General features: G+C 55.1%; 24 protein-coding genes and 1 pseudogene. 17 read left to right on the top strand and 8 right to left on the bottom strand.

The genetic code is table 11. From position 1 onward, the window contains the following. Positions 1-8 precede the first annotated feature (8 nt). The 16 genes from pduG (at position 9) to pduX (ending at position 12,770) form a co-directional block, all read left to right on the top strand. Positions 9-1,841, top strand: a complete 1,833-nt coding sequence (gene pduG, locus N7E69_RS23310; RefSeq protein ID WP_001268877.1) for a propanediol dehydratase reactivase alpha subunit PduG — start codon at positions 9-11, stop codon at positions 1,839-1,841. Then, a complete protein-coding gene (pduH, locus tag N7E69_RS23315; protein WP_000377975.1) occupies positions 1,831-2,181 on the top strand; it encodes a propanediol dehydratase reactivase beta subunit PduH in 351 nt (116 codons plus the stop codon). The genes pduG and pduH overlap by 11 nt, the downstream gene beginning before the upstream one ends. A gap of 18 nt (positions 2,182-2,199) precedes the next feature. Next, positions 2,200-2,475 carry a propanediol utilization microcompartment protein PduJ gene (gene pduJ, locus N7E69_RS23320; protein WP_001057755.1) on the top strand — a complete coding sequence of 92 codons (276 nt, stop codon included), beginning with the start codon at positions 2,200-2,202 and terminating at the stop codon, positions 2,473-2,475. Positions 2,476-2,478: 3 nt separating this feature from the next. Next, positions 2,479-2,961 (top strand): propanediol utilization microcompartment protein PduK, encoded by a 483-nt coding sequence (gene pduK / locus N7E69_RS23325; protein WP_001284393.1) that lies wholly within the window; start codon positions 2,479-2,481, stop codon positions 2,959-2,961. Further along, a complete protein-coding gene (locus tag N7E69_RS23330) occupies positions 2,961-3,593 on the top strand; it encodes a phosphate propanoyltransferase (RefSeq protein ID WP_000356719.1) in 633 nt (210 codons plus the stop codon). Before pduK ends, N7E69_RS23330 begins: the two co-directional genes overlap by 1 nt. Beyond that, complete coding sequence (pduM, locus tag N7E69_RS23335; protein WP_001012973.1) at positions 3,590-4,081, top strand: microcompartment protein PduM; 492 nt, start codon at positions 3,590-3,592, stop codon at positions 4,079-4,081. The genes N7E69_RS23330 and pduM overlap by 4 nt, the downstream gene beginning before the upstream one ends. A 3-nt stretch (positions 4,082-4,084) precedes the next feature. After that, on the top strand, positions 4,085-4,360 hold the full coding sequence (pduN, locus tag N7E69_RS23340) for a propanediol utilization microcompartment protein PduN (protein ID WP_000549825.1): 276 nt from the start codon (positions 4,085-4,087) through the stop codon (positions 4,358-4,360). A 9-nt stretch (positions 4,361-4,369) separates the two neighbouring features. Continuing rightward, positions 4,370-5,380 (top strand): two-domain cob(I)yrinic acid a,c-diamide adenosyltransferase PduO, encoded by a 1,011-nt coding sequence (gene pduO, locus N7E69_RS23345; protein ID WP_001029486.1) that lies wholly within the window; start codon positions 4,370-4,372, stop codon positions 5,378-5,380. Then, positions 5,377-6,771 carry a CoA-acylating propionaldehyde dehydrogenase PduP gene (gene pduP / locus N7E69_RS23350; protein WP_001097677.1) on the top strand — a complete coding sequence of 465 codons (1,395 nt, stop codon included), beginning with the start codon at positions 5,377-5,379 and terminating at the stop codon, positions 6,769-6,771. The genes pduO and pduP overlap by 4 nt, the downstream gene beginning before the upstream one ends. Before the next feature lie 11 nt (positions 6,772-6,782). Then, positions 6,783-7,895 carry a 1-propanol dehydrogenase PduQ gene (gene pduQ, locus N7E69_RS23355; protein WP_001091461.1) on the top strand — a complete coding sequence of 371 codons (1,113 nt, stop codon included), beginning with the start codon at positions 6,783-6,785 and terminating at the stop codon, positions 7,893-7,895. Then, entirely contained in the window at positions 7,892-9,247 is a 1,356-nt protein-coding gene (gene pduS / locus N7E69_RS23360) for a cobalamin reductase PduS (RefSeq protein WP_001271294.1), read from the top strand. The genes pduQ and pduS overlap by 4 nt, the downstream gene beginning before the upstream one ends. Before the next feature lie 2 nt (positions 9,248-9,249). Beyond that, positions 9,250-9,804 carry a propanediol utilization microcompartment protein PduT gene (gene pduT / locus N7E69_RS23365; protein WP_000075778.1) on the top strand — a complete coding sequence of 185 codons (555 nt, stop codon included), beginning with the start codon at positions 9,250-9,252 and terminating at the stop codon, positions 9,802-9,804. Further along, positions 9,804-10,154 (top strand): propanediol utilization microcompartment protein PduU, encoded by a 351-nt coding sequence (gene pduU / locus N7E69_RS23370; RefSeq protein WP_000441103.1) that lies wholly within the window; start codon positions 9,804-9,806, stop codon positions 10,152-10,154. Before pduT ends, pduU begins: the two co-directional genes overlap by 1 nt. A 4-nt stretch (positions 10,155-10,158) precedes the next feature. Continuing rightward, a complete protein-coding gene (gene pduV, locus N7E69_RS23375) occupies positions 10,159-10,611 on the top strand; it encodes a propanediol utilization protein PduV (protein WP_000826277.1) in 453 nt (150 codons plus the stop codon). After that, positions 10,596-11,810: a propanediol utilization propionate kinase PduW gene (pduW, locus tag N7E69_RS23380; RefSeq protein ID WP_000120649.1), complete on the top strand. Its 1,215-nt coding sequence runs from the start codon at positions 10,596-10,598 to the stop codon at positions 11,808-11,810. The genes pduV and pduW overlap by 16 nt, the downstream gene beginning before the upstream one ends. A 93-nt stretch (positions 11,811-11,903) precedes the next feature. Continuing rightward, positions 11,904-12,770 (top strand): L-threonine kinase PduX, encoded by an 867-nt coding sequence (gene pduX, locus N7E69_RS23385; RefSeq protein WP_001808089.1) that lies wholly within the window; start codon positions 11,904-11,906, stop codon positions 12,768-12,770. A 33-nt stretch (positions 12,771-12,803) separates the two neighbouring features. Here the strand turns inward: pduX and N7E69_RS23390 are convergent, their stop codons facing one another. The 8 genes and pseudogenes from N7E69_RS23390 to N7E69_RS23425 all read right to left on the bottom strand — a co-directional run. Further along, positions 12,804-13,139 (bottom strand): DUF496 family protein, encoded by a 336-nt coding sequence (locus N7E69_RS23390; RefSeq protein WP_000450405.1) that lies wholly within the window; start codon positions 13,137-13,139, stop codon positions 12,804-12,806. Positions 13,140-13,383: 244 nt separating this feature from the next. Then, positions 13,384-14,442: an FUSC family protein gene (locus tag N7E69_RS23395; protein WP_001200849.1), complete on the bottom strand. Its 1,059-nt coding sequence runs from the start codon at positions 14,440-14,442 to the stop codon at positions 13,384-13,386. Positions 14,443-14,560: 118 nt separating this feature from the next. Next, the gene (gene sbmC / locus N7E69_RS23400; RefSeq protein ID WP_000384326.1) at positions 14,561-15,028 is read right to left on the bottom strand and encodes a DNA gyrase inhibitor SbmC; all 468 of its coding nucleotides are present in this window, start codon (positions 15,026-15,028) and stop codon (positions 14,561-14,563) included. A 150-nt stretch (positions 15,029-15,178) separates the two neighbouring features. Continuing rightward, positions 15,179-16,351, bottom strand: coding sequence for a serine-type D-Ala-D-Ala carboxypeptidase DacD (gene dacD, locus N7E69_RS23405; RefSeq protein ID WP_000925048.1), 1,173 nt, complete (start codon positions 16,349-16,351; stop codon positions 15,179-15,181). Positions 16,352-16,474: 123 nt separating this feature from the next. After that, on the bottom strand, positions 16,475-17,239 hold the full coding sequence (gene phsC, locus N7E69_RS23410) for a thiosulfate reductase cytochrome B subunit (protein ID WP_001092546.1): 765 nt from the start codon (positions 17,237-17,239) through the stop codon (positions 16,475-16,477). Then, positions 17,236-17,814: a thiosulfate reductase electron transport protein PhsB gene (gene phsB, locus N7E69_RS23415; RefSeq protein WP_001015351.1), complete on the bottom strand. Its 579-nt coding sequence runs from the start codon at positions 17,812-17,814 to the stop codon at positions 17,236-17,238. Before phsB ends, phsC begins: the two co-directional genes overlap by 4 nt. A gap of 14 nt (positions 17,815-17,828) precedes the next feature. Beyond that, entirely contained in the window at positions 17,829-20,105 is a 2,277-nt protein-coding gene (gene phsA, locus N7E69_RS23420) for a thiosulfate reductase PhsA (protein ID WP_000028228.1), read from the bottom strand. 259 nt (positions 20,106-20,364) lie between these two features. Further along, positions 20,365-20,457: pseudogene (locus tag N7E69_RS23425) on the bottom strand (heavy metal-binding domain-containing protein); the annotation flags it as partial. A gap of 266 nt (positions 20,458-20,723) precedes the next feature. Between N7E69_RS23425 and sopA the strand changes: the two are divergent. Further along, positions 20,724-23,072, top strand: a complete 2,349-nt coding sequence (sopA, locus tag N7E69_RS23430; protein ID WP_000703992.1) for an SPI-1 type III secretion system effector HECT-type E3 ubiquitin transferase SopA — start codon at positions 20,724-20,726, stop codon at positions 23,070-23,072. Positions 23,073-23,076: the final 4 nt, after the last annotated feature.

The following is a 23,076-nucleotide window of genomic DNA, read 5'->3' on the forward strand; positions in this document are numbered from 1 at the left end:
GATTTCGTATGCGATATATAGCTGGCATTGACATCGGTAACTCATCAACGGAAGTCGCACTGGCGCGGCAAGATGAGACTGGCGCACTGACGATTACGCACAGCGCGCTGGCGGAAACCACCGGGATCAAAGGCACGTTGCGTAACGTGTTCGGCATTCAGGAAGCGCTCGCCCTCGTCGCAAAGCGCGCGGGGATCAATGTCAGCGATATTTCGCTCATCCGCATTAACGAAGCCACGCCGGTGATTGGCGATGTGGCGATGGAAACCATTACCGAAACCATCATCACCGAATCGACAATGATCGGCCATAACCCAAAAACGCCGGGCGGAGCAGGCCTTGGTGTGGGTATCACGATTAGGCCGGAGGAGCTGTTAACCCGCCCTGCGGACTCGTCCTATATTCTGGTGGTATCGTCAGCATTCGATTTTGCCGACATCGCCAATGTTATCAACGCCTCAATGCGCGCCGGATACCAGATTACCGGCGTCATTTTGCAGCGCGACGATGGCGTGCTGGTCAGCAACCGGCTGGAAAAATCGCTGCCGATCGTTGACGAAGTGCTCTACATCGACCGCATTCCGCTGGGGATGCTGGCGGCGATTGAAGTCGCCGTGCCGGGGAAGGTTATCGAGACCCTCTCCAACCCTTACGGCATCGCCACCGTATTCAACCTCAACGCCGATGAGACGAAAAACATCGTCCCGATGGCGCGCGCGCTGATTGGCAACCGTTCCGCCGTGGTGGTTAAAACGCCATCCGGCGACGTCAAAGCGCGCGCAATACCCGCCGGTAACCTGGAGCTGCAGGCTCAGGGTCGTACCGTGCGCGTGGATGTTGCCGCCGGTGCCGAAGCTATCATGAAAGCGGTGGACGGCTGCGGCAAGCTCGACAACGTCACCGGCGAGGCCGGGACCAATATCGGCGGCATGCTGGAGCACGTACGCCAGACCATGGCCGAGCTAACCAATAAGCCCAGCAGCGAGATTTTCATTCAGGATCTTCTGGCCGTTGACACCTCGGTTCCGGTGAGCGTCACCGGCGGTCTGGCCGGGGAGTTCTCACTGGAGCAGGCCGTCGGCATCGCCTCGATGGTGAAATCAGACCGTCTGCAGATGGCGATGATTGCCCGTGAAATTGAGCAGAAGCTTAATATCGACGTGCAGATCGGCGGCGCTGAGGCTGAAGCCGCCATTCTGGGCGCGCTGACCACGCCGGGTACCACCCGACCGCTGGCGATCCTTGACCTCGGCGCGGGCTCCACCGATGCCTCCATCATCAACCCTAAAGGCGAAATCATCGCCACTCACCTCGCCGGTGCAGGCGACATGGTGACGATGATTATTGCCCGCGAGCTGGGGCTGGAAGACCGCTATCTGGCGGAAGAGATCAAAAAATACCCGCTGGCGAAGGTCGAAAGCCTGTTCCACTTACGCCACGAGGACGGCAGCGTCCAGTTCTTCCCGACGCCGCTGCCTCCCGCCGTGTTCGCCCGCGTCTGCGTGGTGAAACCGGACGAACTGGTGCCGCTTCCCGGCGACTTAGCGCTGGAAAAAGTGCGCGCCATTCGCCGCAGCGCTAAAGAACGCGTCTTTGTCACCAACGCCCTGCGCGCGCTGCGCCAGGTCAGTCCAACCGGCAACATTCGCGATATTCCGTTCATGGTGCTGGTCGGCGGCTCGTCGCTGGATTTCGAAGTTCCGCAGCTGGTCACCGATGCGCTGGCGCACTACCGCCTGGTCGCCGGGCGAGGAAATATTCGCGGCAGCGAAGGCCCAAGAAACGCGGTGGCCACCGGCCTGATTCTCTCCTGGCACAAGGAGTTTGCACATGGACAGTAATCACAGCGCCCCGGCCATCGTCATTACCGTTATCAACGACTGCGCCAGCCTCTGGCACGAAGTGCTGCTGGGTATCGAAGAGGAAGGCATCCCTTTCCTGCTTCAGCATCACCCGGCTGGAGATGTCGTTGACAGCGCCTGGCAGGCGGCGCGCAGCTCGCCGCTGCTGGTCGGCATTGCCTGCGATCGACATACGCTGGTCGTACATTACAAGAATTTACCCGTATCGGCGCCGCTTTTTACGCTGATGCATCATCAGGACAGTCAGGCCCAACGCAACACCGGTAATAACGCGGCACGGCTGGTCAAAGGGATCCCCTTTCGGGATCTCCATGCTTAATCACAGGAGAACGGCAGTATGAATAACGCACTGGGACTGGTTGAAACAAAAGGGCTGGTCGGCGCCATTGAAGCCGCCGATGCAATGGTTAAATCCGCCAACGTACAGCTGGTGGGCTACGAAAAAATTGGTTCTGGCCTGGTTACCGTCATGGTTCGCGGCGATGTCGGCGCGGTTAAAGCAGCCGTAGATGCCGGCAGCGCGGCGGCAAGCGTCGTGGGTGAAGTGAAATCCTGCCACGTTATCCCGCGTCCGCACAGTGATGTTGAGGCCATTTTACCGAAATCAGCCTAATCGATGGCGAATAAGGAGCACCGCGTGAAGCAATCACTGGGATTACTTGAAGTTTGTGGTCTGGCACTGGCTATCAGCTGCGCCGATATCATGGCGAAATCCGCTTCTATCACGCTGCTCGCCCTCGAAAAGACCAATGGTTCAGGCTGGATGGTGATTAAAATTACCGGTGATGTGGCCTCCGTGCAGGCGGCCATCACCACCGGTGCGCAATTTGCCGAACAGCGGAATGGTCTGGTGGCCCACAAGGTTATCGCCAGGCCCGGAGAAGGGATCCTGCTCGCAGAGACACCCTCCCCCTCCGTCATTGAACCTGAGCCTGAAGCGTCAGAGATAGCTGATGTCGTTTCTGAAGCGCCAGCCGAAGAGGCCCCGCAGGAATCAGAACTGGTCAGCTGCAATCTGTGTCTGGATCCAAAATGTCCGCGCCAGAAGGGCGAACCTCGTACGCTTTGCATTCATTCCGGCAAGCGAGGTGAAGCGTAATGGATAAAGAGCTTTTGCAATCAACGGTCCGTAAAGTTCTCGACGAGATGCGCCAGCGGCCTATTCCGCTGGGCGTCTCAAACCGTCATATCCACCTGTCCGCGCAGGATTATGAGCGGCTGTTTCCCGGCCATCCCATCAGCGAAAAAAAAGCGCTACTGCAGCCGGGACAATATGCTGCGGAGCAAACCGTCACCCTGGTAGGGCCGAAAGGACAGCTCAACAATGTGCGCCTGCTCGGCCCGCTGCGCTCGGTAAGCCAGGTGGAAATTTCGCGTACCGATGCGAGAACGCTGGGGATTGCCGCGCCGCTGAGAATGTCCGGCAACCTGAAGGGCACACCTGGCATCCGCCTGGTCAGCCCCTTTGGCGAACTGGAGCTACCTTCCGGGGTTATCGTCGCGCAGCGGCATATTCATATGTCGCCGCTTGATGCGCTGATCCTGAAGGTCTCCCACAGCGATAGGGTTTCGGTAGCGATTGAAGGCGACGAGCGCGGGCTGATTTTCAACAATGTGGCGATTCGCGTTTCACCGGACATGCGCCTCGAAATGCACATTGATACCGATGAAGCCAACGCCGCTGGTGCCGATAACCCGCAGGCCTTTGCCCGGCTGGTAGGCCCGCGATGAACGGCGAAACTCTGCAGCGCATTGTCGAGGAGATTGTCTCCCGACTGCAGCGCCGTGCCCAGAGCACGGTGACGCTGAGCGTTGCGCAGCTTCGCGATGCCGACTGCCCAGCGCTGTTCTGTCAGCACGCGTCGCTGCGCATCCTGCTCGTCGACCTGCCGCTGCTGGGTCAGCTTGCGGATGCAGAAACCGACGATACCGCCGCCCGGAAAATTCACGACGCGCTGGCGTTTGGCATCCGCGTACAGCTCAGCCTGCACAGCCAGCTGCTGCCGGTTATCCCGGTAAAAAAACTGGCTCGTCTGCCGGTGGTATTCACCGATGAGCGCGGACTGCCGCTGGTTCTGCATGCGGGTTCGGTGCTGAGCTATCGCGATGTCGCGCTGCTAAACCGGGGGCGTCTGGTTATCCACCGCAAATGCATCGTGACCGCCCTGGCGCGCGAAGCAGCTAATGCGCGGAATATTCAATTAATTAAGCAGGAGTAAATCATGCATCTGGCACGAGTCACGGGCGCGGTTGTCTCCACGCAAAAATCACCTTCTTTGATTGGGAAAAAGCTGCTGCTGGTGCGTCGGGTCAGCGCCGATGGCGAACTCCCCGCCTCGCCCACCTCCGGCGATGAAGTGGCCGTGGACTCCGTCGGCGCTGGCGTCGGCGAACTGGTTTTGCTCAGCGGCGGCTCCAGCGCCAGGCACGTTTTTTCCGGGCCAAATGAGGCCATCGACCTCGCCGTTGTCGGCATTGTAGATACGCTTTCGCGTTAAGGGGCGGTTATGGCGATTTATACCCGAACAGGTGACGCTGGCACCACATCACTGTTTACCGGCCAGCGGGTGAGCAAAACCCACCCGCGGGTTGAAGCCTACGGCACGCTGGATGAGCTGAACGCCGCGCTGAGCCTGTGCGCCTGCGCCGCTGCGGATGAAAATCACCGCACCTTACTCGAGGCCATCCAGCAGCAACTTTTTTGGTTTAGCGCAGAGCTGGCCAGCGACAGCGAGCAGCCGTCGCCCAAACAGCGCTACATCAGCAGCGAAGAGATTTCGGCTCTGGAAGCCGCTATCGATCGGGCAATGGCCCGCGTCGAACCGCTGCACAGCTTTATTTTACCCGGACGCTGCGAAGCCGCGAGCCGCTTACATTTTGCCCGCACGCTGGCGCGCCGCGCCGAACGCCGTCTGGTTGAACTGGCAACTGAAGTCAACGTACGCCAGGTGCTGATGCGCTACATCAACCGCTTATCGGACTGCCTGTACGCCCTGGCCCGCGCGGAAGATAGCGATGCGCACCAGGCCAACATCATCCGTGAAGTTAGCAAGCGCTATCTGGCTGCCAGCCAGCCGACCCGCAGCAAGGAGACAACGCCCGTGGCCCTCTCATTCCACGATCTGCACCAGCTCACCCGCGCCGCCGTTGAACGCGCGCAGCAACTGCAGGTTCCGGTAGTCGTCAGCATCGTTGACGCGCACGGCACGGAAACTGTGACCTGGCGGATGCCGGACGCCCTGCTGGTCAGCAGCGAACTGGCGCCGAAAAAGGCCTGGACCGCAGTGGCAATGAAAACGGCGACCCATGAGCTGAGCGATGTTGTTCAGCCAGGCGCGGCGCTTTATGGCCTGGAAAGTCATTTACAGGGAAAAGTGGTCACCTTTGGCGGCGGTTACGCCCTGTGGCGCGACGGCATATTAATTGGGGGTCTTGGCATCAGCGGCGGCAGCGTTGAGCAGGACATGGACATAGCACAGACAGCCATCGCGGCTATTAACGTGGGAACTCATCAATGAATACTTCTGAACTCGAAACCCTGATTCGCACCATTCTTAGCGAGCAATTAACCACGCCGGCGCAAACGCCGGCCCAGCCTCAGGGCAAAGGGATTTTCCAGTCCGTGAGCGAGGCCATCGACGCCGCGCACCAGGCGTTCTTACGTTATCAGCAGTGCCCGCTAAAAACCCGCAGCGCCATTATCAGCGCGATGCGTCAGGAGCTGACGCCGCTACTGGCAACCCTGGCGGAAGAGAGCGCCAATGAAACGGGGATGGGCAACAAAGAAGATAAATTCCTCAAGAACAAGGCTGCGCTGGACAACACGCCGGGCGTAGAAGATCTCACCACCACCGCGCTGACCGGTGACGGCGGCATGGTGCTGTTTGAATACTCACCGTTTGGCGTCATCGGTTCGGTCGCCCCAAGCACCAACCCGACGGAAACCATCATCAATAACAGCATCAGCATGTTGGCGGCGGGCAACAGCGTCTACTTTAGCCCGCATCCGGGGGCGAAAAAGGTCTCTCTGAAGCTCATCAGCCTGATTGAAGAGATTGCCTTCCGCTGCTGCGGCATCCGCAATCTGGTGGTGACTGTAGCTGAACCCACCTTCGAAGCGACCCAGCAGATGATGGCCCACCCGCGAATCGCAGTACTGGCCATTACCGGCGGCCCGGGCATTGTGGCAATGGGCATGAAGAGCGGTAAGAAGGTGATTGGCGCTGGCGCGGGTAACCCGCCCTGCATCGTTGATGAAACGGCGGACCTGGTGAAAGCGGCGGAAGATATCATCAACGGCGCGTCATTCGATTACAACCTGCCCTGCATTGCCGAGAAGAGCCTGATCGTAGTGGAGAGTGTCGCCGAACGTCTGGTGCAGCAAATGCAAACCTTCGGCGCGCTGCTGTTAAGCCCTGCCGATACCGACAAACTCCGCGCCGTCTGCCTGCCTGAAGGCCAGGCGAATAAAAAACTGGTCGGCAAGAGCCCATCGGCCATGCTGGAAGCCGCCGGGATCGCTGTCCCTGCAAAAGCGCCGCGTCTGCTGATTGCGCTGGTTAACGCTGACGATCCGTGGGTCACCAGCGAACAGTTGATGCCGATGCTGCCAGTGGTAAAAGTCAGCGATTTCGATAGCGCGCTGGCGCTGGCCCTGAAGGTTGAAGAGGGGCTGCATCATACCGCCATTATGCACTCGCAGAACGTGTCACGCCTGAACCTCGCGGCCCGCACGCTGCAAACCTCGATATTCGTCAAAAACGGCCCCTCTTATGCCGGGATCGGCGTCGGCGGCGAAGGCTTTACCACCTTCACTATCGCCACACCAACCGGTGAAGGGACCACGTCAGCGCGTACTTTTGCCCGTTCCCGGCGCTGCGTACTGACCAACGGCTTTTCTATTCGCTAACCGAGGTCGCGATGAATACCTTCTCACTACAAACGCGGTTGTACAGCGGTCAGGGCAGCCTGGCGGTGCTCAAGCGCTTTACCAATAAGCACATCTGGATAATCTGCGATGGCTTTCTGGCTCGCTCGCCGCTGCTGGATACCCTGCGTAACGCGCTGCCCGCAGATAACCGCATCAGCGTCTTTAGCGAGATAACGCCGGACCCCACCATCCACACAGTGGTTCAGGGCATTGCGCAAATGCAGGCTCTGCAACCGCAGGTGGTGATCGGTTTTGGCGGCGGCTCGGCAATGGACGCGGCGAAAGCGATTGTCTGGTTTAGCCAGCAAAGCGGCATCAATATCGAAACCTGCGTGGCGATCCCGACCACCAGCGGCACCGGTTCGGAAGTCACCAGCGCCTGCGTAATTAGCGACCCGGATAAAGGCATTAAGTATCCGCTGTTCAACAATGCGCTGTATCCGGATATGGCGATCCTTGACCCGGAGCTGGTGGTCAGCGTTCCGCCGCAGATTACCGCCAACACCGGTATGGACGTGCTGACCCACGCCCTGGAGGCCTGGGTGTCACCGCACGCCAGCGACTTTACCGACGCGCTGGCGGAAAAAGCCGCCAAACTGGTGCTCCAGTATCTGCCCACGGCGGTGGAAAAAGGCGACTGCGTGGCGACGCGCGGGAAAATGCACAATGCCTCAACGCTCGCCGGGATGGCCTTCAGCCAGGCGGGGCTGGGGCTTAACCACGCGATAGCCCACCAGCTCGGCGGACAGTTCCATCTGCCGCACGGGCTGGCCAATGCGCTGCTGCTCACGACGGTGATCCGCTTTAACGCGGGTGACCCGCGCGCCGCCAAACGCTACGCGCGGCTGGCCAAAGCCTGCGGTTTTTGCCCGGCAGAAGCCAATGACGTTGCGGCGATCAATGCGCTGATTCAGCAAATCGAACTGCTTAAGCAACGCTGTGCCCTTCCCTCACTGGCCGTTGCGCTTAAAGAAGGAAGATCCGACTTTTCCGCACGTATTCCGGCGATGGTGCAGGCCGCGCTGGCGGATATCACGCTGCGCACCAACCCGCGCCCGGCCAGCGCCGAGGAAATTCGCGAGCTGCTGGAGGAACTGCTATGAGCGCCGCCATCAATAGCGTTGAAATGTCCCATAGCGCCGATGAAATTCGCGAGCGCGTCCGCGCAGCGGGCGTTGTCGGCGCGGGCGGCGCAGGTTTTCCCGCTCACGTCAAACTACAGGCGCAGGTAGAGATTTTTCTGGTGAACGCCGCCGAATGTGAACCGATGCTCAAAGTTGACCAGCAACTGATGTGGCAGCAGGCCGCGCGTCTTGTTCGCGGCGTGCAGTACGCGATGACGGCAACCGGCGCGCGCGAAGGGGTGATAGCCCTGAAAGAAAAATACCGCCGGGCCATCGACGCCCTCACTCCACTGCTGCCAGACGGTATCCGCCTGCATATCCTGCCGGATGTATATCCCGCGGGCGATGAGGTGCTGACTATCTGGATGGCAACCGGTCGTCGGGTCGCCCCGGCTGCGCTGCCTGCCAGCGTCGGCGTGGTCGTCAATAACGTGCAAACGGTACTCAATATTGCCCGGGCGGTCGAGCAGCAGTTTCCGGTCACTCGTCGCACGTTGACCGTGAACGGCGCGGTCGTCAGACCGTTGACCGTTACCGTTCCTGTCGGCATGTCACTGCATGAAGTGCTGGCGCTGGCGGGCGGCGCAACGGTCGACGACCCTGGTTTTATTAACGGCGGCCCGATGATGGGTGGCCTGATTACCTCTCTTGATAACCCGGTGACGAAAACTACCGGCGGCCTGCTGGTGCTCCCAAAAAGCCATCCGCTTATCCAGCGGAGAATGCAGGACGAGCGCACGGTGCTTTCCGTCGCGCGCACAGTCTGCGAACAGTGCCGACTGTGTACCGATCTCTGCCCGCGACACCTGATCGGCCACGAACTCTCTCCGCACTTGCTGGTGCGGGCGGTGAACTTTCACCAGGCTGCCACGCCACAGCTGCTGCTGAGCGCCCTTACCTGCTCGGAATGCAACGTTTGCGAAAGCGTGGCCTGTCCGGTGGGGATCTCGCCGATGCGCATCAACCGCATGTTAAAACGCGAGCTGCGGGCGCAAAACCAGCGCTACAAAGGGCCGCTGAATCCGTCCGACGAAATGGCGAAATATCGCCTGGTGCCGGTGAAGCGGCTGATCGCCAAACTGGGACTAAGCCCCTGGTACCAGGAAGCGCCGCTGGTTGAAGACGAACCGGCTGTAGGAACAGTGACTTTGCAACTGCGCCAGCATATTGGTGCCAGCGCGGTAGCGAACGTTGCGGTGGGAGAACGCGTGACGCGCGGGCAATGCGTTGCTGATGTCCCGCCTGGCGCGCTCGGCGCACCCATTCACGCCAGCATCGACGGCGTTGTATCGGCCATCAGCGAACAGGCCATCACGGTTGTAAGAGGTTAACCATGTCTCAGGCTATAGGAATTTTAGAACTCACCAGCATCGCCAAAGGGATGGAACTCGGCGATGCGATGCTGAAAAGCGCCAACGTTAATCTGCTGGTCAGCAAGACCATCTGCCCGGGGAAGTTTTTACTGATGCTTGGCGGCGATATTGGCGCTGTCCAGCAGGCTATTGAAACCGGTACGTCGCAGGCCGGCGAGATGCTCGTCGACAGCCTGGTGCTGGCCAATATTCATCCCAGCGTACTTCCGGCCATCAGCGGCCTGAACAGCGTCGATAAGCGCCAGGCGGTAGGTATCGTCGAAACCTGGAGCGTAGCGGCCTGCATTAGCGCCGCAGACCGGGCGGTAAAAGGCTCAAACGTCACCCTGGTGCGGGTGCATATGGCCTTCGGCATCGGCGGTAAATGCTACATGGTGGTGGCGGGCGACGTTTCTGACGTCAATAACGCCGTGACGGTTGCCAGCGAAAGCGCGGGCGAGAAAGGGTTGCTGGTTTACCGCTCGGTGATCCCGCGCCCGCATGAAGCCATGTGGCGACAGATGGTGGAGGGATAATGGAAAGACAACCGACAACGGATCGCATGATTCAGGAATACGTTCCTGGAAAACAGGTCACCCTCGCGCACCTGATTGCTAATCCGGGAAAAGATTTATTTAAGAAGCTGGGCCTGCAGGATGCGGTGTCCGCCATTGGCATCCTTACCATTACGCCCAGCGAGGCGTCGATTATCGCCTGCGATATCGCCACTAAATCCGGCGCGGTGGAAATTGGTTTTCTCGATCGCTTTACCGGTGCCGTGGTGCTGACCGGCGACGTTTCCGCCGTCGAGTATGCCCTCAAGCAGGTAACGCGCACGCTGGGCGAAATGATGCAGTTCACCACCTGTTCGATCACCCGGACGTAACGTCATGAAGCGTTTGATGTTTATCGGCCCCAGCCAGTGCGGAAAAACCTCGCTGACCCAAAGCCTGCGCGGCGAAGCGCTCCATTATAAGAAAACCCAGGCCATTGAATGGTCGCCGATGGCCATCGACACGCCGGGCGAATACCTGGAGAACCGCTGCCTGTACAGCGCCCTGCTAACCAGCGCCTGCGAGGCCGACGTCATCGCCCTGGTGCTGAATGCCGACGCCCAGTGGTCGCCCTTTTCTCCGGGTTTTACCGCCCCGATGAACCGCCCGACGATTGGCCTGGTCACCAAGGCCGATCTCGCCGAGCCGCAGCGTATTTCGCTGGTTGCGGAGTGGCTTACGCAGGCTGGCGCACAGCAGATTTTTATTACCAGCGCGCTGAATAACTCGGGTCTCGACGCCGTGCTGGATTTTCTGAATTCGAAGGAACCTTTATGTCTTACAAAATAATGGCCATTAACGCCGGCAGCTCATCGTTAAAATTCCAGCTGCTGGAGATGCCGCAGGGCGACATGCTCTGTCAGGGGCTGATTGAACGTATCGGTATGGCGGATGCGCAGGTGACAATTAAGACGCACAGCCAAAAATGGCAGGAAACCGTCCCCGTTGCCGATCATCGCGATGCGGTAACGCTGCTTCTGGAAAAGCTGCTGGGTTATCAAATCATTAACAGTCTGCGGGACATTGACGGGGTGGGCCATCGTGTGGCGCACGGCGGTGAGTTTTTTAAAGACTCGACGCTGGTCACGGATGAAACGTTAGCGCAAATCGAACGTCTTGCTGAACTGGCCCCGCTTCACAACCCGGTAAACGCGTTGGGTATTCACGTTTTTCGTCAACTGTTGCCTGATGCCCCTTCCGTAGCCGTGTTTGATACGGCATTTCACCAGACGCTGGATGAACCCGCCTATATTTACCCGCTTCCCTGGCATTATTACGCGGAACTGGGGATTCGCCGTTATGGCTTTCATGGCACCAGCCATAAGTATGTCAGCGGCGTTCTGGCGGAAAAACTGGGTGTACCACTCAGCGCATTACGGGTGATTTGTTGTCATCTTGGAAACGGTAGCAGCATCTGCGCCATCAAGAACGGGCGTTCGGTCAATACGTCGATGGGCTTTACGCCGCAGTCAGGCGTGATGATGGGCACCCGTAGCGGAGATATTGATCCCTCTATTCTGCCGTGGATAGCCCAGCGCGAAAGCAAAACGCCGCAACAGTTGAATCAGTTATTAAATAATGAGTCAGGCTTGCTGGGCGTTTCTGGCGTGTCGTCTGATTACCGCGATGTCGAACAGGCAGCCAATACCGGTAACCGGCAGGCTAAACTCGCTCTCACTCTGTTTGCCGAACGCATTCGCGCCACCATTGGCAGCTATATTATGCAAATGGGAGGACTGGATGCGCTGGTATTCACTGGGGGCATTGGCGAGAACTCAGCGCGCACCAGATCGGCGGTGTGCCATAATTTGCAATTTTTGGGCTTAGCCGTTGATGAAGAGAAAAATCAGCGTAATGCGACATTTATCCAGACGGAGAACGCCCTGGTGAAAGTCGCCGTCATCAACACCAACGAAGAGTTAATGATCGCACAAGACGTTATGCGCATTGCGCTACCGGCCACGGAAGGGCTTTGTGTACCAGCCTGAGAGGGTTATACGACGCATTGCGGCAAGTCATGGTAATAACGCTTTTACCATGACACTATGCGCGCACACTATTCGTACCTGAAAGGTGATAACGTGGCTGTTGCGCAATGCCCCGCCTCATGCGGGGAACTTATCCAGGGATGGATTCTGGGCAGTGAGAAACTGGTCTCCTGCCCCGTTGACTGGTACAGCACCGTAGCAGTCACGGCTGCGCCGCCGTTGGTAAACGAGCGTCCATTGTCGCGGGCGATGGTGGAGCGCGTTCTGGCGCACTGGCAGTATCCTGCGCACTGGAGTAACGAGATTCGCGTCGATGTGCGTTCGTCAATTCCCGTTGCCAAAGGCATGGCCAGCAGCACCGCAGATATCGCCGCTACGGCGGTGGCAACGGCGCATCATCTTGGCCATTCGCTGGATGAAACCACCCTTGCACAGCTTTGCGTCTCAATCGAACCCACTGATAGCACCGTTTTTCATCAGTTAACGCTGTTTGATCATAATAATGCGGCCACGCAAATCGCCTGCGAGCCACCGCCGCCAATCGATTTGCTGGTACTGGAAAGCCCGGTCACACTGCGCACGCAAGATTACCACCGTCTCCCTCGCCAGCAGAAATTAATAGCAAGTTCACCAACCTTGCAGCAGGCCTGGAATCTGGTGCAGGAAGCCTGTATAACGCAAAATCCGCTCCGACTGGGTGAGGCGGCTACGCTTAGCGCTATCGCCAGCCAGACGCTGTTACCTAAGCCAGGATTTACCGCCCTGCTGTCGCTGGTCGAAGAGTGTGATTTATACGGATTGAACGTGGCACATAGCGGTAGCGTGGTGGGTCTGATGCTGGACCGGAAACGTCATGACATTGCGCGCCTGAAAGGTAAGCTGGCAGAGAAAAAACTTACCCGACACTGGCCAAAACAACATTTACTCAAGATGGTCACAGGCGGGGTCAAACTGCAGTGAGAGCCTGATATACGCTCCCACTGCCGTAGCGCATTATTCGGCTTTTACATCGGCGTGTTTCATTTCGCCCATCGCTTTCAGCTTTTTGGAAATGTCGCGACGCTCTTTGGAGATTTCGGCATTTTTAATGATGTAGTCATCAACGCGATCTTCATAGTCGCTTTTCATACTGGCGATGATACCCTGAATCGCCTCAACGCTCATACCTGGCTTGATGTAGTCGCTCAGGTTGTCCAGCAGCAGCACACGCTTCTGGTTGTCACGGATCTTCTTCTCAATGTCCTGAATTTCACGCTGCAGTTTATTTTTACGACGGAACAGACGAACAAACTCCAGCACGTCCTGGAAAGAAGGCTTGGTTGTTTCCATTTTTACACCCCTGATAATGTGAGATTCGGATTCGTTAAGCAACTGCTAGTGGATAAACATTACGTTTATCCCCGTCATACTTCAAGCCGCCAGAGGAAACACCGTTACGTCGCCGTCTGGGGAAACCTGAAGGTTCGGGGATAAAATCGTTGCCAGTAGCACTCATTTTATCCTTATATTAGTATCATACTCTTAATCTTTGCTGAATCGAAGCAGCAACAAATTCATTCGCCCCATCTGCTTTTTATTTGCGCAAAGCCCGGCAGATCAAATGTGAAAGCAGTTCCAACTGTCGGGCCGTTTCCATACTTAGCCAAACATAGCCGTGGATGGGGGTTTCAGCCACCGCGTCGCCCTGCTGCTCGTTCATTAGCTGCCGCAACTCGGCAGCAATATCATTCAGTTTACCGGTGTTTGCCAGTACCGGTTGCGGGTTGCCTTCAAACAACGCGTGGGCGATCGTTAGCAAGGTTTGCTGCGTCATCTGCTGGGTTTCACGCAATGTGTGCGCGTTAAGCATCACAAAATGGCTGGCGCGCGTCGCCCAGTGGGCATTGATTTGTAATTCAAGCATACAAACCAGATTGCGGTTGATAGTCTGAATGGCCTCGAAAATAGATTTTTGTATCCGGGTTTCTTTACTGGCTGGCGTTATCAGCCCGCGCATTTTGACGACATCGTTCAGCAACCGTTGCAAATGTTTATCCAACCGGGGGCGCTCCAGCAAATTCGGCGACAGCGCTGCCTGATACACCCGATTATACGCCGTGACGCAATGCGCCAGTTGGATGCGCCAGTGCAAAAAGGCGCGCTGTGGCCAGATGCCGGTAAACAACATCGCCAGTAGCGACCCCAAAATCACATCCCCGCCACGCCATAATGCCGTATCCATATCACCAGCGGGAGCACCGACAACAACGGCAAGCGTTATGCCTATCAGTAGCGCCTGATACGGTTTTTTCCCTAAGGCCAGCCAGCCGCACAAAAACATCGCTATCGCACACCACACCAGCATCAGCGGTAAGGAAAAGAGCTCCAGGCGTAACGCCACCAGCCCTAACGCCGCGCCCAGGATCGTACCGCCTATGCGCTCAAAAGCACGAGGCACTACATTTCCCCAGAATGCGATGGGCCCCATAATCACCACTAACGTGATGAGCGGCCATGTGCCCTCGGGAATAGAAAACAGACGAACCAGCAGAAAGGTAAGAATGAACGCCAGGGCGATACGTATGCCATGCACGATGCGATAATGACGGTACAACCGTATTTCAAAAGGGCTTAATGACTTATCGGCACGCACGCTTGCGCTCCTTACGGGAATGGCAAAAAATGCATTGTACCTGCTTTATAGCAAAAATAGCGCACTGGCGGACGGAACACATTATCCGTCCGCTCTTTTCAGCCAGGAAACCAGTCGATCACTTCCGCTGTACCGGAATATACATTTCAATATCCCAGTATCCATCTTCCATGCCGTTATTCAGATAGGTTTCAAAACAGGGCGCAGAGGCTATCTGATAAGCGCTATCCTGCTCGAGGACATCAAAAAACCGTTCCCACGGCTTCGCAAAGTCACGGTCTTCCACTCGCGCGACAGCAGTGGCATATTCGCCGCCTTCAATGGCGGTCACGATTACGCCTTCGCTATTGTCCGGCAGGATGAAATTCTCTGCCACGGACACCACGGTATCGCAGCGGAGTTTTTCTGCAGGTACGACATCTGGATTGTCGTAATAGACGGCAATCCATTCAACTGGCACGATCCGCTGTCGATCCACCCACGTCATCAGTTGTTCAAAACCCTGCTTCACGGTGTGTTCCCATGGACCGACCATGTGGAAACCGGCTATCTTGCGTTTTTGTTCCTGCCTGATTTCGTAATCCATGCTGCCTCCGTCACTTTACTATACTGTATGAATGTACAGTATAATTACAGCCTTTTACGGTCACAAGGACAGCGTGATCATTTTGTGAGCAACCTCGCAATCCCGCCCTTTTGGCACCTCAGATGACGGTGAACGGTGTGTGACAACGGCTTACGCTTTATGCTGAAAATAGTCGCTCAGACGAGAGAACATACCGCCTTTACCCACCGATTCCAGAGTGACCAGCGGCCACTGAGCGATCAGTTTATCCCGATCGTAGAGCTCTATTTCACCTACCCGTTGATGAGCGGCGATTGGCGCCTCCAGCTCTTTTCTATCCAGCACATATTTTGCTTTGATATGCGGAATTTCCGCTTTAGGCAGCGCCATCCAGAAATCCTGTTCCGTACCCAGCGCAATCTTTTCTTTGTCTCCATACCAGATTCGCTCGCTGCCCACTTTTTTACTGCTGTGCAAAATCTGCACCGTCGCAAAGTTTTGCTGGCCCCACTGCAACAGTTTTCGCGCCTGTTCCTCACGACCTTTCGAACTTTTTGCTCCCATCACGACGGCGATAAGTCGGCGCTGCCCGTCCACCGCCGATGCGATAAGATTAAATCCCGCCCCCGATGTGTGTCCGGTTTTAAGCCCATCGATATGCATGGTCTTATCCCATAACAAGCCGTTGCGGTTCTGCTGCGTGATGCCGTTCCAGGTCAGGCTTTTCTCGCTGTACATGTGATAAAATTCAGGTTCGCCGTGAATAATCGCCCGGGAGAGTACGGCCAGATCATACGCGGAGCTATGTTGTCCCGGCGCATCCAGACCGTGGACGGTTTCAAAATGGGTATCCTGTAAATTGAGTTTTTTCACATAGCTGTTCATCATCGCCACAAACTGCGGCTGCCCGCCCGCGATATAATCCGCCAGCGCCACACAGGCATCGTTACCGGAATCCACAATTAAGCCACGGCTTAAATCGCGTACCGACACGCGATCCCCTTCTTTTAAAAACATCAACGAGGAGCCGACAAACACCGGATTATCCTTCGCCCAGGCGTCGCGCCCAACGGTGACGATATCGTCAGGGCTGATACGATGACTATCGATGGCGCGATCGACGACGTAGCCCGTCATTAGCTTGGTAAGGCTGGCGGGATTACGTTGCTGGTGTTCATTACCGGCGGTAAGAACCTGCCCCGTAGTGTAATCCATCAACACCCAGGCGCCTGCATCAATGGCTGGCGGTTGGGGAGCAAAACTTACGGCATCGGCCGCAAGCGCAGGAGAAAGGTGCATCGCGAATAAAGAAGCGGCAATAAACAAACGGCGTTTCAACAGCATGTCCTCAGGATGGTCTCTATTTGCCGTTCTTTTTACGGAAGTTCAGTTAAACAAACATGGATAAATTGCAAGAAAATGTGACACAAGGCACATTTTCTTGCTGACATTATTTTATGGATACGCTCAGACGGCGGACTTATCCCCGCGCGGCGCGGTACGATGACGATGATAGCCGTCAACCATGCTACGGAAAATTTGTCCCGGCGTGTCGCCAAGAGTACACAGATAGAGATGCGCGCAAATAAACAGTAAGCCGATGATAGCAAGCGCCATATGCAGCACCAGCATCACAGGGCCCAGACCCGCAACCTGCGGATAGAGACACAGCAAACCGGTGATGATTAACAGCGGTACCAGCGCGTACATAATCGCCAGATATGCCAGTTGTTGCAGTGGATTGAACTTATTCTGCTCTGTTGCCGCGAACGGATGCGCTTCCCCTTTCATAATGCCAAAAAGGTAAAAACGCGTCTGGCGTATGCAACGCGTTACCAGTCCGGAAAAATTTACCCGATAGTGACGCCCGTTACCTGTGGTGAGGTTGATCAGCACAAACCCGCCCCAGAAAGCCAGTAAGGCAAAACCACACCAGGTATGCACTTGTACCATTAGCGCTACAGGGCCGAGAGAAAAATGACCAAATAAACCGCTTAACAGTAATAAAACAAACAGTAACGCATTTCCCCAATGCCAACGGCGAATCGCCAGCGAGTAGAGATAGTCACGATGCTCTTCGCCGCCCGCCGTTTTTGGCGCCAGCATCCGGCGCAATAACGCATGGATAACCAGCCCAACAAGCATGAGCAGCACCACGACGCCTGCATAAATTAACCACAGCGGCCAATAATCTGGCGCATAGTGTAGTTCCGCTCCCCAGATAGTATTCATGCTTTACCCTCCTGATGGACTTCTTTACGACGGTACAGACTGACCGCGCCGCTACGCGCCTCCTGCTGGCGATAGACCTCTTTCTGACCGACCCAGCGCTGGATCTCGCTCTCATCCAGTCTGCCGAATTTCAGCGCGTCCGTTGGGCAAACGGATACGCACGCCGGAGACTGGCCAGCCGCCAACCGCGTGTCGGCGCAGAAGTTACACTTGTCGGCGACACCGGTTTGCGGATTCAAATAGCGCACATGGAAAGGACACGCGGCAACACAATAATCGCAGCCAATACAGCGCGATTTATCCACCTGCACGATCCCGTTTTCATCACGATATGACGCTCCGGTAGGACAAACGCTGACACATGGCGCATTTTCACAGTGCTGACAGGAGACGCGGACAAATTGAAAATGGGTTAGTGCGTTGGATGCCTGTTCAGGGGCGCGAATTTGTACCTGTACGCGGCTAAATCCCTCCGGTACGTCATTAAGCACTTTGCAGGCAACGGTACACGCCTGGCAGCCGATACAACGTTTTTCATCATGCAGCATGACGTACTGATTCGTAAAATGATTCATGGTTCCCTCCTCCCTCATGCCCGGCTCAGCGTCACGCCTGCGGTATGCACTACCGTACCGGATACCGGACTCGTCACGTGCGGCAGTAAATTTCCGCAGTGGATACCGTGTGTCGTCGCCGCCGTTTTGGCCCCAGCTTTAGCGCCAAATCCCATATAGACAAAAAGCGTGTCCGGGCGGATACCGGGCGTCACCAGCGCCTTACCTTTCTCTTTACCCGTGGCATTTTCCAGCCAGATCTCATCGCCGGTCTTAATGCCTTTTTCTTGCGCCGTTTGCGGATGAACCCAGACCGCGTTATCCCACATTAGCTCGCTGAGTAAAGGTACATACTGCGTCGCGCCATTGGTATGCACGGCCACCTTGCCCTGAATGAAGTAAAGCTCATTCTCTTTTTTCAGCGCAAAGTCACGAACGCGCGGAACGCCGTAGCCAGGGAGCAATTCCTCCAGGGTTGCGGAATAAAGTTCGATTTTGCCGGAGGGCGATTTGAAGCGAAGCTGTTCGCCATAGGTGTTGTCACTGTCCGTCGCGATAGCGCCGGGGTAACGCGCCGTAAACTGACGAACGGATTCTGGTTCGCGTAATAGCAGCGGAACGCCCCATTCGAGATACCCTTTCTGTCGCAGTTCCTTCGCTAAGGCATGGTCGCCGTTCAACTGATAGAGTTGGCGCGTCTGCATATCCTGCCACGGATAGTACTGCCCTAATCCCAACTGCTCGCCAAGTTCTTTCCAGATTTGCCAACTCGGACGCGCCTCGCCAATCGGCTCTACGACCTGTTGGCGCAGAGCGTAAGCCGGGTGCAGTCCCGACATATCGGATACCTCTTCGTCCCGTTCGAGATAGGTGCATTCCGGCAGCAGATAGTCGGCATATGCCGCGCTCTCGCTCAAATAGACATCGCAGCTGACCACCAGATCCAGTTGCTCAACGGTTTTTACCAGGTCCGAACGACAGGTGACGGTCTGGAAAGGATTATGCCGCGACATAATCCACGCCTTTATCGGGTAAGGCTTCTGGGTTAACGCCGAGTCAATAATGCTTTGCACCACGCCGCCGCCAGCGGCGATATATTTAAACTGCGGTGCGACCAAATCGATGCGTTGCGCCGTCGGTTTCGGCATATTTTTAATGTTGAGTTTCGCCAGCGTTGGCGCGACCTTTTCTCCGGCCAGTTTATTGTAAACAGACGCGTTTTTTTTCTGATATAGCCCGCCTTCGCGCTCAATATTACCGAGCAGCACATTAAGCGTAAAAATCATACGCCGCATATCGATCTCTTCCTGCGAGAACGTCGCGCGATGACCAGGACTGACAATAGCGTGAGGCGCGCAGGCAGCCAGTTCGCGTGTCACCCGGACAATAACGTCGGCTGGGACATCGGCCTGCGCGGCGGCCCATTCCGGCGTCGTCTCTTTTACCGCCTGTGCTAACTGTTCAAATCCGCTGGTATAACGCTCAACAAAAGACGCATCGTAGAGCTGTTCATCAATCATGACGTGGCACATCGCCAGCAGAACCGCTAAATCCCCCCCGGGACGAATAGCGTGCCACTCATCCGCCTTGCTGGAAAATATCGACAAACGCGGATCGAAGCTCACCATTTTGGCCCCCTTCTCTTGCGCGGTCATTAACTCATGGGTATCGGCAACTTCAATCCCTTCATACAAATTGTGGCCAAACGAAACCAGATAGCGCGTGTTAGCGATATCCATCGCCAGATCGCCGCCCATCATCACTTTTGCCGCAATGGCTTTCCCGGCAGGGCATGTTGAGGCGTGAGTAAAGGTATTAGGCGAACCAAAGGCCGTAGCCAGATGGAAAAGATGGCTGGAGAGCGAGCCCGATTTGGAAGAGAAAGCCACGCTCTCGGGGCCATGCTGCGCTTTGATGGCATTCATTTTCGCCGCGATTTCCTGGTAAGCCTGTTGCCAGCTAATCACCTGCCATTCACCGTCGCCGCGTGGCCCGGTGCGTTTCATAGGTTTTACAATCCGTTGCGGGTCATTGACCAGGCTGACGCCGCTCCCGCCCCTGGCGCATATGCGCGTCCCCTGCTGCGGCGCAGAAGGATTGCCCTGGATAAAAACGGTCTTGTTATTGACTACCTGCGCCTGAATAGGGCAACGAAAGGAACACATTTCGCACAAACTTGGCGTTAGCGTGGTTTTACCGTTAATGCCGGCAATCGGGTTGCGCGCCAGCGCCCCGGGCGGAAAAGCGCCCAGCGCGCAGGCAGAGCAGCCTATGCCTACCCCCTGCAAAAAAGAACGACGACTAATGCTCATATAACCTCCTGTTATTAGATATAGCTGAAGATTATATTTAATTTGTATTATGAAATGTCGGCTTCAATCACAATTTGAAATAGTTGTTAAAATGAGCATGCCAACACGATAAAACCTTTTATTTTATAAATATTTTACATTTTCTGAACACGCACATGGACTGTCATCGAATAATCAGCAGAATTACCAAACAACCCACTGTTAATTATAAAAATGATACAATTCCAATAACACGTAATAATATTTAAAAGAAAACGATTATTTCCTGAAAAGCGATTTCACGCGCTTTACGCAGTTCTTTCTCATACGCGCCGGAACGTCCGCCGACGATATCCCGAATGCCGGTGAAAAACGCTGGTTGAGCATCGAAGCGGGTTTACTTTTGCGTGCACACGGGCTTCGTTACCCGACCCGCTCCCTTATGCCTTGATTTTTCCGCAGATACGTCAGCGTCCCACAATACGGTGACATGATGACAGGATGGACACTTTCTGAAAGAAACCTGCCAGATAACATGGTGAATTGTGATCTCCATCGCCATACCGACATATGAAGCTTACTTTTAAGGCGTTAAAAATCCAGACCGTTTTTTCATAATGATGTTGATAAGGAATTCTAATGAAGATATCATCAGGCGCAATTAATTTTTCTACTATTCCTAACCAGGTTAAAAAATTAATTACCTCTATTCGTGAACATACGAAAAACGGGCTCGCCTCAAAAATAACCAGTGTTAAAAACACGCATACATCTTTAAATGAAAAATTTAAAACAGGAAAGGACTCACCGATTGAGTTCGCGTTACCACAAAAAATAAAAGACTTCTTTCAGCCGAAAGATAAAAACACCTTAAACAAAACATTGATTACTGTTAAAAATATTAAAGATACAAATAATGCAGGCAAGAAAAATATTTCAGCAGAAGATGTCTCAAAAATGAATGCAGCATTCATGCGTAAGCATATTGCAAATCAAACATGTGATTATAATTACAGAATGACAGGTGCGGCCCCGCTCCCCGGTGGAGTCTCTGTATCAGCCAATAACAGGCCCACGGTTTCTGAAGGTAGAACACCACCAGTATCCCCCTCCCTCTCACTTCAGGCTACGTCTTCCCCGTCATCACCTGCCGACTGGGCTAAGAAACTCACAGATGCAGTTTTACGACAGAAAGCCGGAGAAACCCTTACGGCCGCAGATCGCGATTTTTCAAACGCAGATTTCCGTAATATTACATTCAGCAAAATATTGCCCCCCAGCTTCATGGAGCGAGACGGCGATATTATTAAGGGGTTCAACTTTTCAAATTCAAAATTTACTTATTCTGATATATCTCATTTACATTTTGACGAATGCCGATTCACTTATTCGACACTGAGTGATGTAGTCTGCAGTAATACGAAATTTAGTAATTCAGACATGAATGAAGTGGTTTTACAGTATTCAATTACTACACAACAACAGCCCTCTTTTATTGATACAACATTAAAAAATACGCTTATACGTCACAAAGCCAACCTCTCTGGCGTTATTTTAAATGAACCGGATAATTCATCACCTCCGTCAGTGTCAGGGGGCGGAAATTTTATTCGTCTAGGTGATATCTGGCTGCAAATGCCACTCCTTTGGACTGAGAACGCTGTGGATGGATTTTTAAATCATGAGCACAATAATGGTAAAAGTATTCTGATGACCATTGACAGCCTGCCCGATAAATACAGTCAGGAAAAAGTCCAGGCAATGGAAGACCTGGTTAAGTCATTGCGGGGTGGCCGCTTAACAGAGGCATGTATCCGGCCAGTTGAAAGTTCGCTGGTAAGCGTACTGGCCCACCCTCCCTATACGCAAAGTGCGCTTATCCGCGAGTGGCTCGGGCCTGTTCAGGAACGTTTTTTTGCCCACCAGTGCCAGACCTATAATGACGTTCCCCTGCCGACTCCTGACACATATTATCAGCAGCGCATACTGCCAGTGTTGCTGGATTCGTTTGACAGGAACAGCGCCGCCATGACCACTCACAGCGGACTCTTTAATCAGGTGATTTTACACTGTATGACAGGCGTGGACTGCACTGATGGCACCCGCCAGAAAGCTGCAGCGCTTTATGAACAGTATCTTGCTCACCCGGCGGTGTCTCCCCACATCCATAATGGGCTCTTCGGCAATTATGACGGCAGCTCGGACTGGACAACCCGCGCTGCAGATAATTTCCTGCTGCTTTCCTCCCAAGATTCAGACACGGCGATGATGCTCTCCACTGACACGCTGTTAACAATGCTAAACCCTACTCCTGACACTGCATGGGACAACTTTTACCTGCTGCGAGCCGGAGAGAACGTTTCCACCGCGCAAATCTCTCCGGTAGAGTTATTCCGTCATGACTTTCCGGTGTTTCTCGCCGCATTTAATCAGCAGGCCACGCAGCGACGCTTTGGGGAGCTGATTGATATCATCCTCAGCACTGAAGAGCACGGGGAGCTGAACCAGCAGTTTATTGCCGCCACGAACCAGAAACATTCCACCGTGAAGTTGATTGATGATGCCTCAGTGTCGCGTCTGGCCACCATTTTTGCCCCCTTGCTTCCTGAAGGCAAACTCAGCCCGGCACACTACCAGCACATCCTCAGTGCTTATCACCTGACGGACGCCACCCCACAGAAGCAGGCGGAAACCCTGTTCTGTCTCAGTACCGCATTCGCACGCTATTCCTCCAGCGCCATTTTCGGCACTGAGCATGACTCTCCGCCCGCCCTGAGAGGCTATGCGGAGGCGCTGATGCAGAAAGCCTGGGAGCTGTCTCCGGCGATATTCCCGTCCAGCGAACAGTTTACCGACTGGTCCGACCGTTTTCACGGCCTCCATGGCGCCTTTACCTGTACCAGCGTTGTGGCGGATAGTATGCAACGTCATGCCAGAAAATATTTCCCGAGTGTTCTGTCATCCATCCTGCCACTGTCCTGGGCGTAGTCCA

Source organism: Salmonella sp. 3C (assembly GCF_025426275.1).
In the GTDB taxonomy this organism is placed as follows: domain Bacteria; phylum Pseudomonadota; class Gammaproteobacteria; order Enterobacterales; family Enterobacteriaceae; genus Salmonella; species Salmonella enterica.

Excerpts from the sequence above, each read along its gene's own strand:
- pduM (WP_001012973.1), top strand. The coding sequence starts at position 3,590 with ATGAACGGCGAAACTCTGCAGCGCATTGTCGAGGAGATTGTCTCCCGA.
- phsA (WP_000028228.1), bottom strand. The coding sequence starts at position 20,105 with ATGAGCATTAGTCGTCGTTCTTTTTTGCAGGGGGTAGGCATAGGCTGC.
- N7E69_RS23390 (WP_000450405.1), bottom strand. The coding sequence starts at position 13,139 with ATGGAAACAACCAAGCCTTCTTTCCAGGACGTGCTGGAGTTTGTTCGT.
- dacD (WP_000925048.1), bottom strand. The coding sequence starts at position 16,351 with ATGCTGTTGAAACGCCGTTTGTTTATTGCCGCTTCTTTATTCGCGATG.
- phsB (WP_001015351.1), bottom strand. The coding sequence starts at position 17,814 with ATGAATCATTTTACGAATCAGTACGTCATGCTGCATGATGAAAAACGT.
- pduV (WP_000826277.1), top strand. The coding sequence starts at position 10,159 with ATGAAGCGTTTGATGTTTATCGGCCCCAGCCAGTGCGGAAAAACCTCG.
- pduT (WP_000075778.1), top strand. The coding sequence starts at position 9,250 with ATGTCTCAGGCTATAGGAATTTTAGAACTCACCAGCATCGCCAAAGGG.
- pduP (WP_001097677.1), top strand. The coding sequence starts at position 5,377 with ATGAATACTTCTGAACTCGAAACCCTGATTCGCACCATTCTTAGCGAG.
- pduK (WP_001284393.1), top strand. The coding sequence starts at position 2,479 with ATGGCGAATAAGGAGCACCGCGTGAAGCAATCACTGGGATTACTTGAA.
- pduG (WP_001268877.1), top strand. The coding sequence starts at position 9 with ATGCGATATATAGCTGGCATTGACATCGGTAACTCATCAACGGAAGTC.
- pduJ (WP_001057755.1), top strand. The coding sequence starts at position 2,200 with ATGAATAACGCACTGGGACTGGTTGAAACAAAAGGGCTGGTCGGCGCC.
- N7E69_RS23330 (WP_000356719.1), top strand. The coding sequence starts at position 2,961 with ATGGATAAAGAGCTTTTGCAATCAACGGTCCGTAAAGTTCTCGACGAG.
- pduQ (WP_001091461.1), top strand. The coding sequence starts at position 6,783 with ATGAATACCTTCTCACTACAAACGCGGTTGTACAGCGGTCAGGGCAGC.
- pduO (WP_001029486.1), top strand. The coding sequence starts at position 4,370 with ATGGCGATTTATACCCGAACAGGTGACGCTGGCACCACATCACTGTTT.
- sbmC (WP_000384326.1), bottom strand. The coding sequence starts at position 15,028 with ATGGATTACGAAATCAGGCAGGAACAAAAACGCAAGATAGCCGGTTTC.
- pduW (WP_000120649.1), top strand. The coding sequence starts at position 10,596 with ATGTCTTACAAAATAATGGCCATTAACGCCGGCAGCTCATCGTTAAAA.
- sopA (WP_000703992.1), top strand. The coding sequence starts at position 20,724 with ATGAAGATATCATCAGGCGCAATTAATTTTTCTACTATTCCTAACCAG.
- phsC (WP_001092546.1), bottom strand. The coding sequence starts at position 17,239 with ATGAATACTATCTGGGGAGCGGAACTACACTATGCGCCAGATTATTGG.
- pduS (WP_001271294.1), top strand. The coding sequence starts at position 7,892 with ATGAGCGCCGCCATCAATAGCGTTGAAATGTCCCATAGCGCCGATGAA.
- pduH (WP_000377975.1), top strand. The coding sequence starts at position 1,831 with ATGGACAGTAATCACAGCGCCCCGGCCATCGTCATTACCGTTATCAAC.
- pduU (WP_000441103.1), top strand. The coding sequence starts at position 9,804 with ATGGAAAGACAACCGACAACGGATCGCATGATTCAGGAATACGTTCCT.
- pduN (WP_000549825.1), top strand. The coding sequence starts at position 4,085 with ATGCATCTGGCACGAGTCACGGGCGCGGTTGTCTCCACGCAAAAATCA.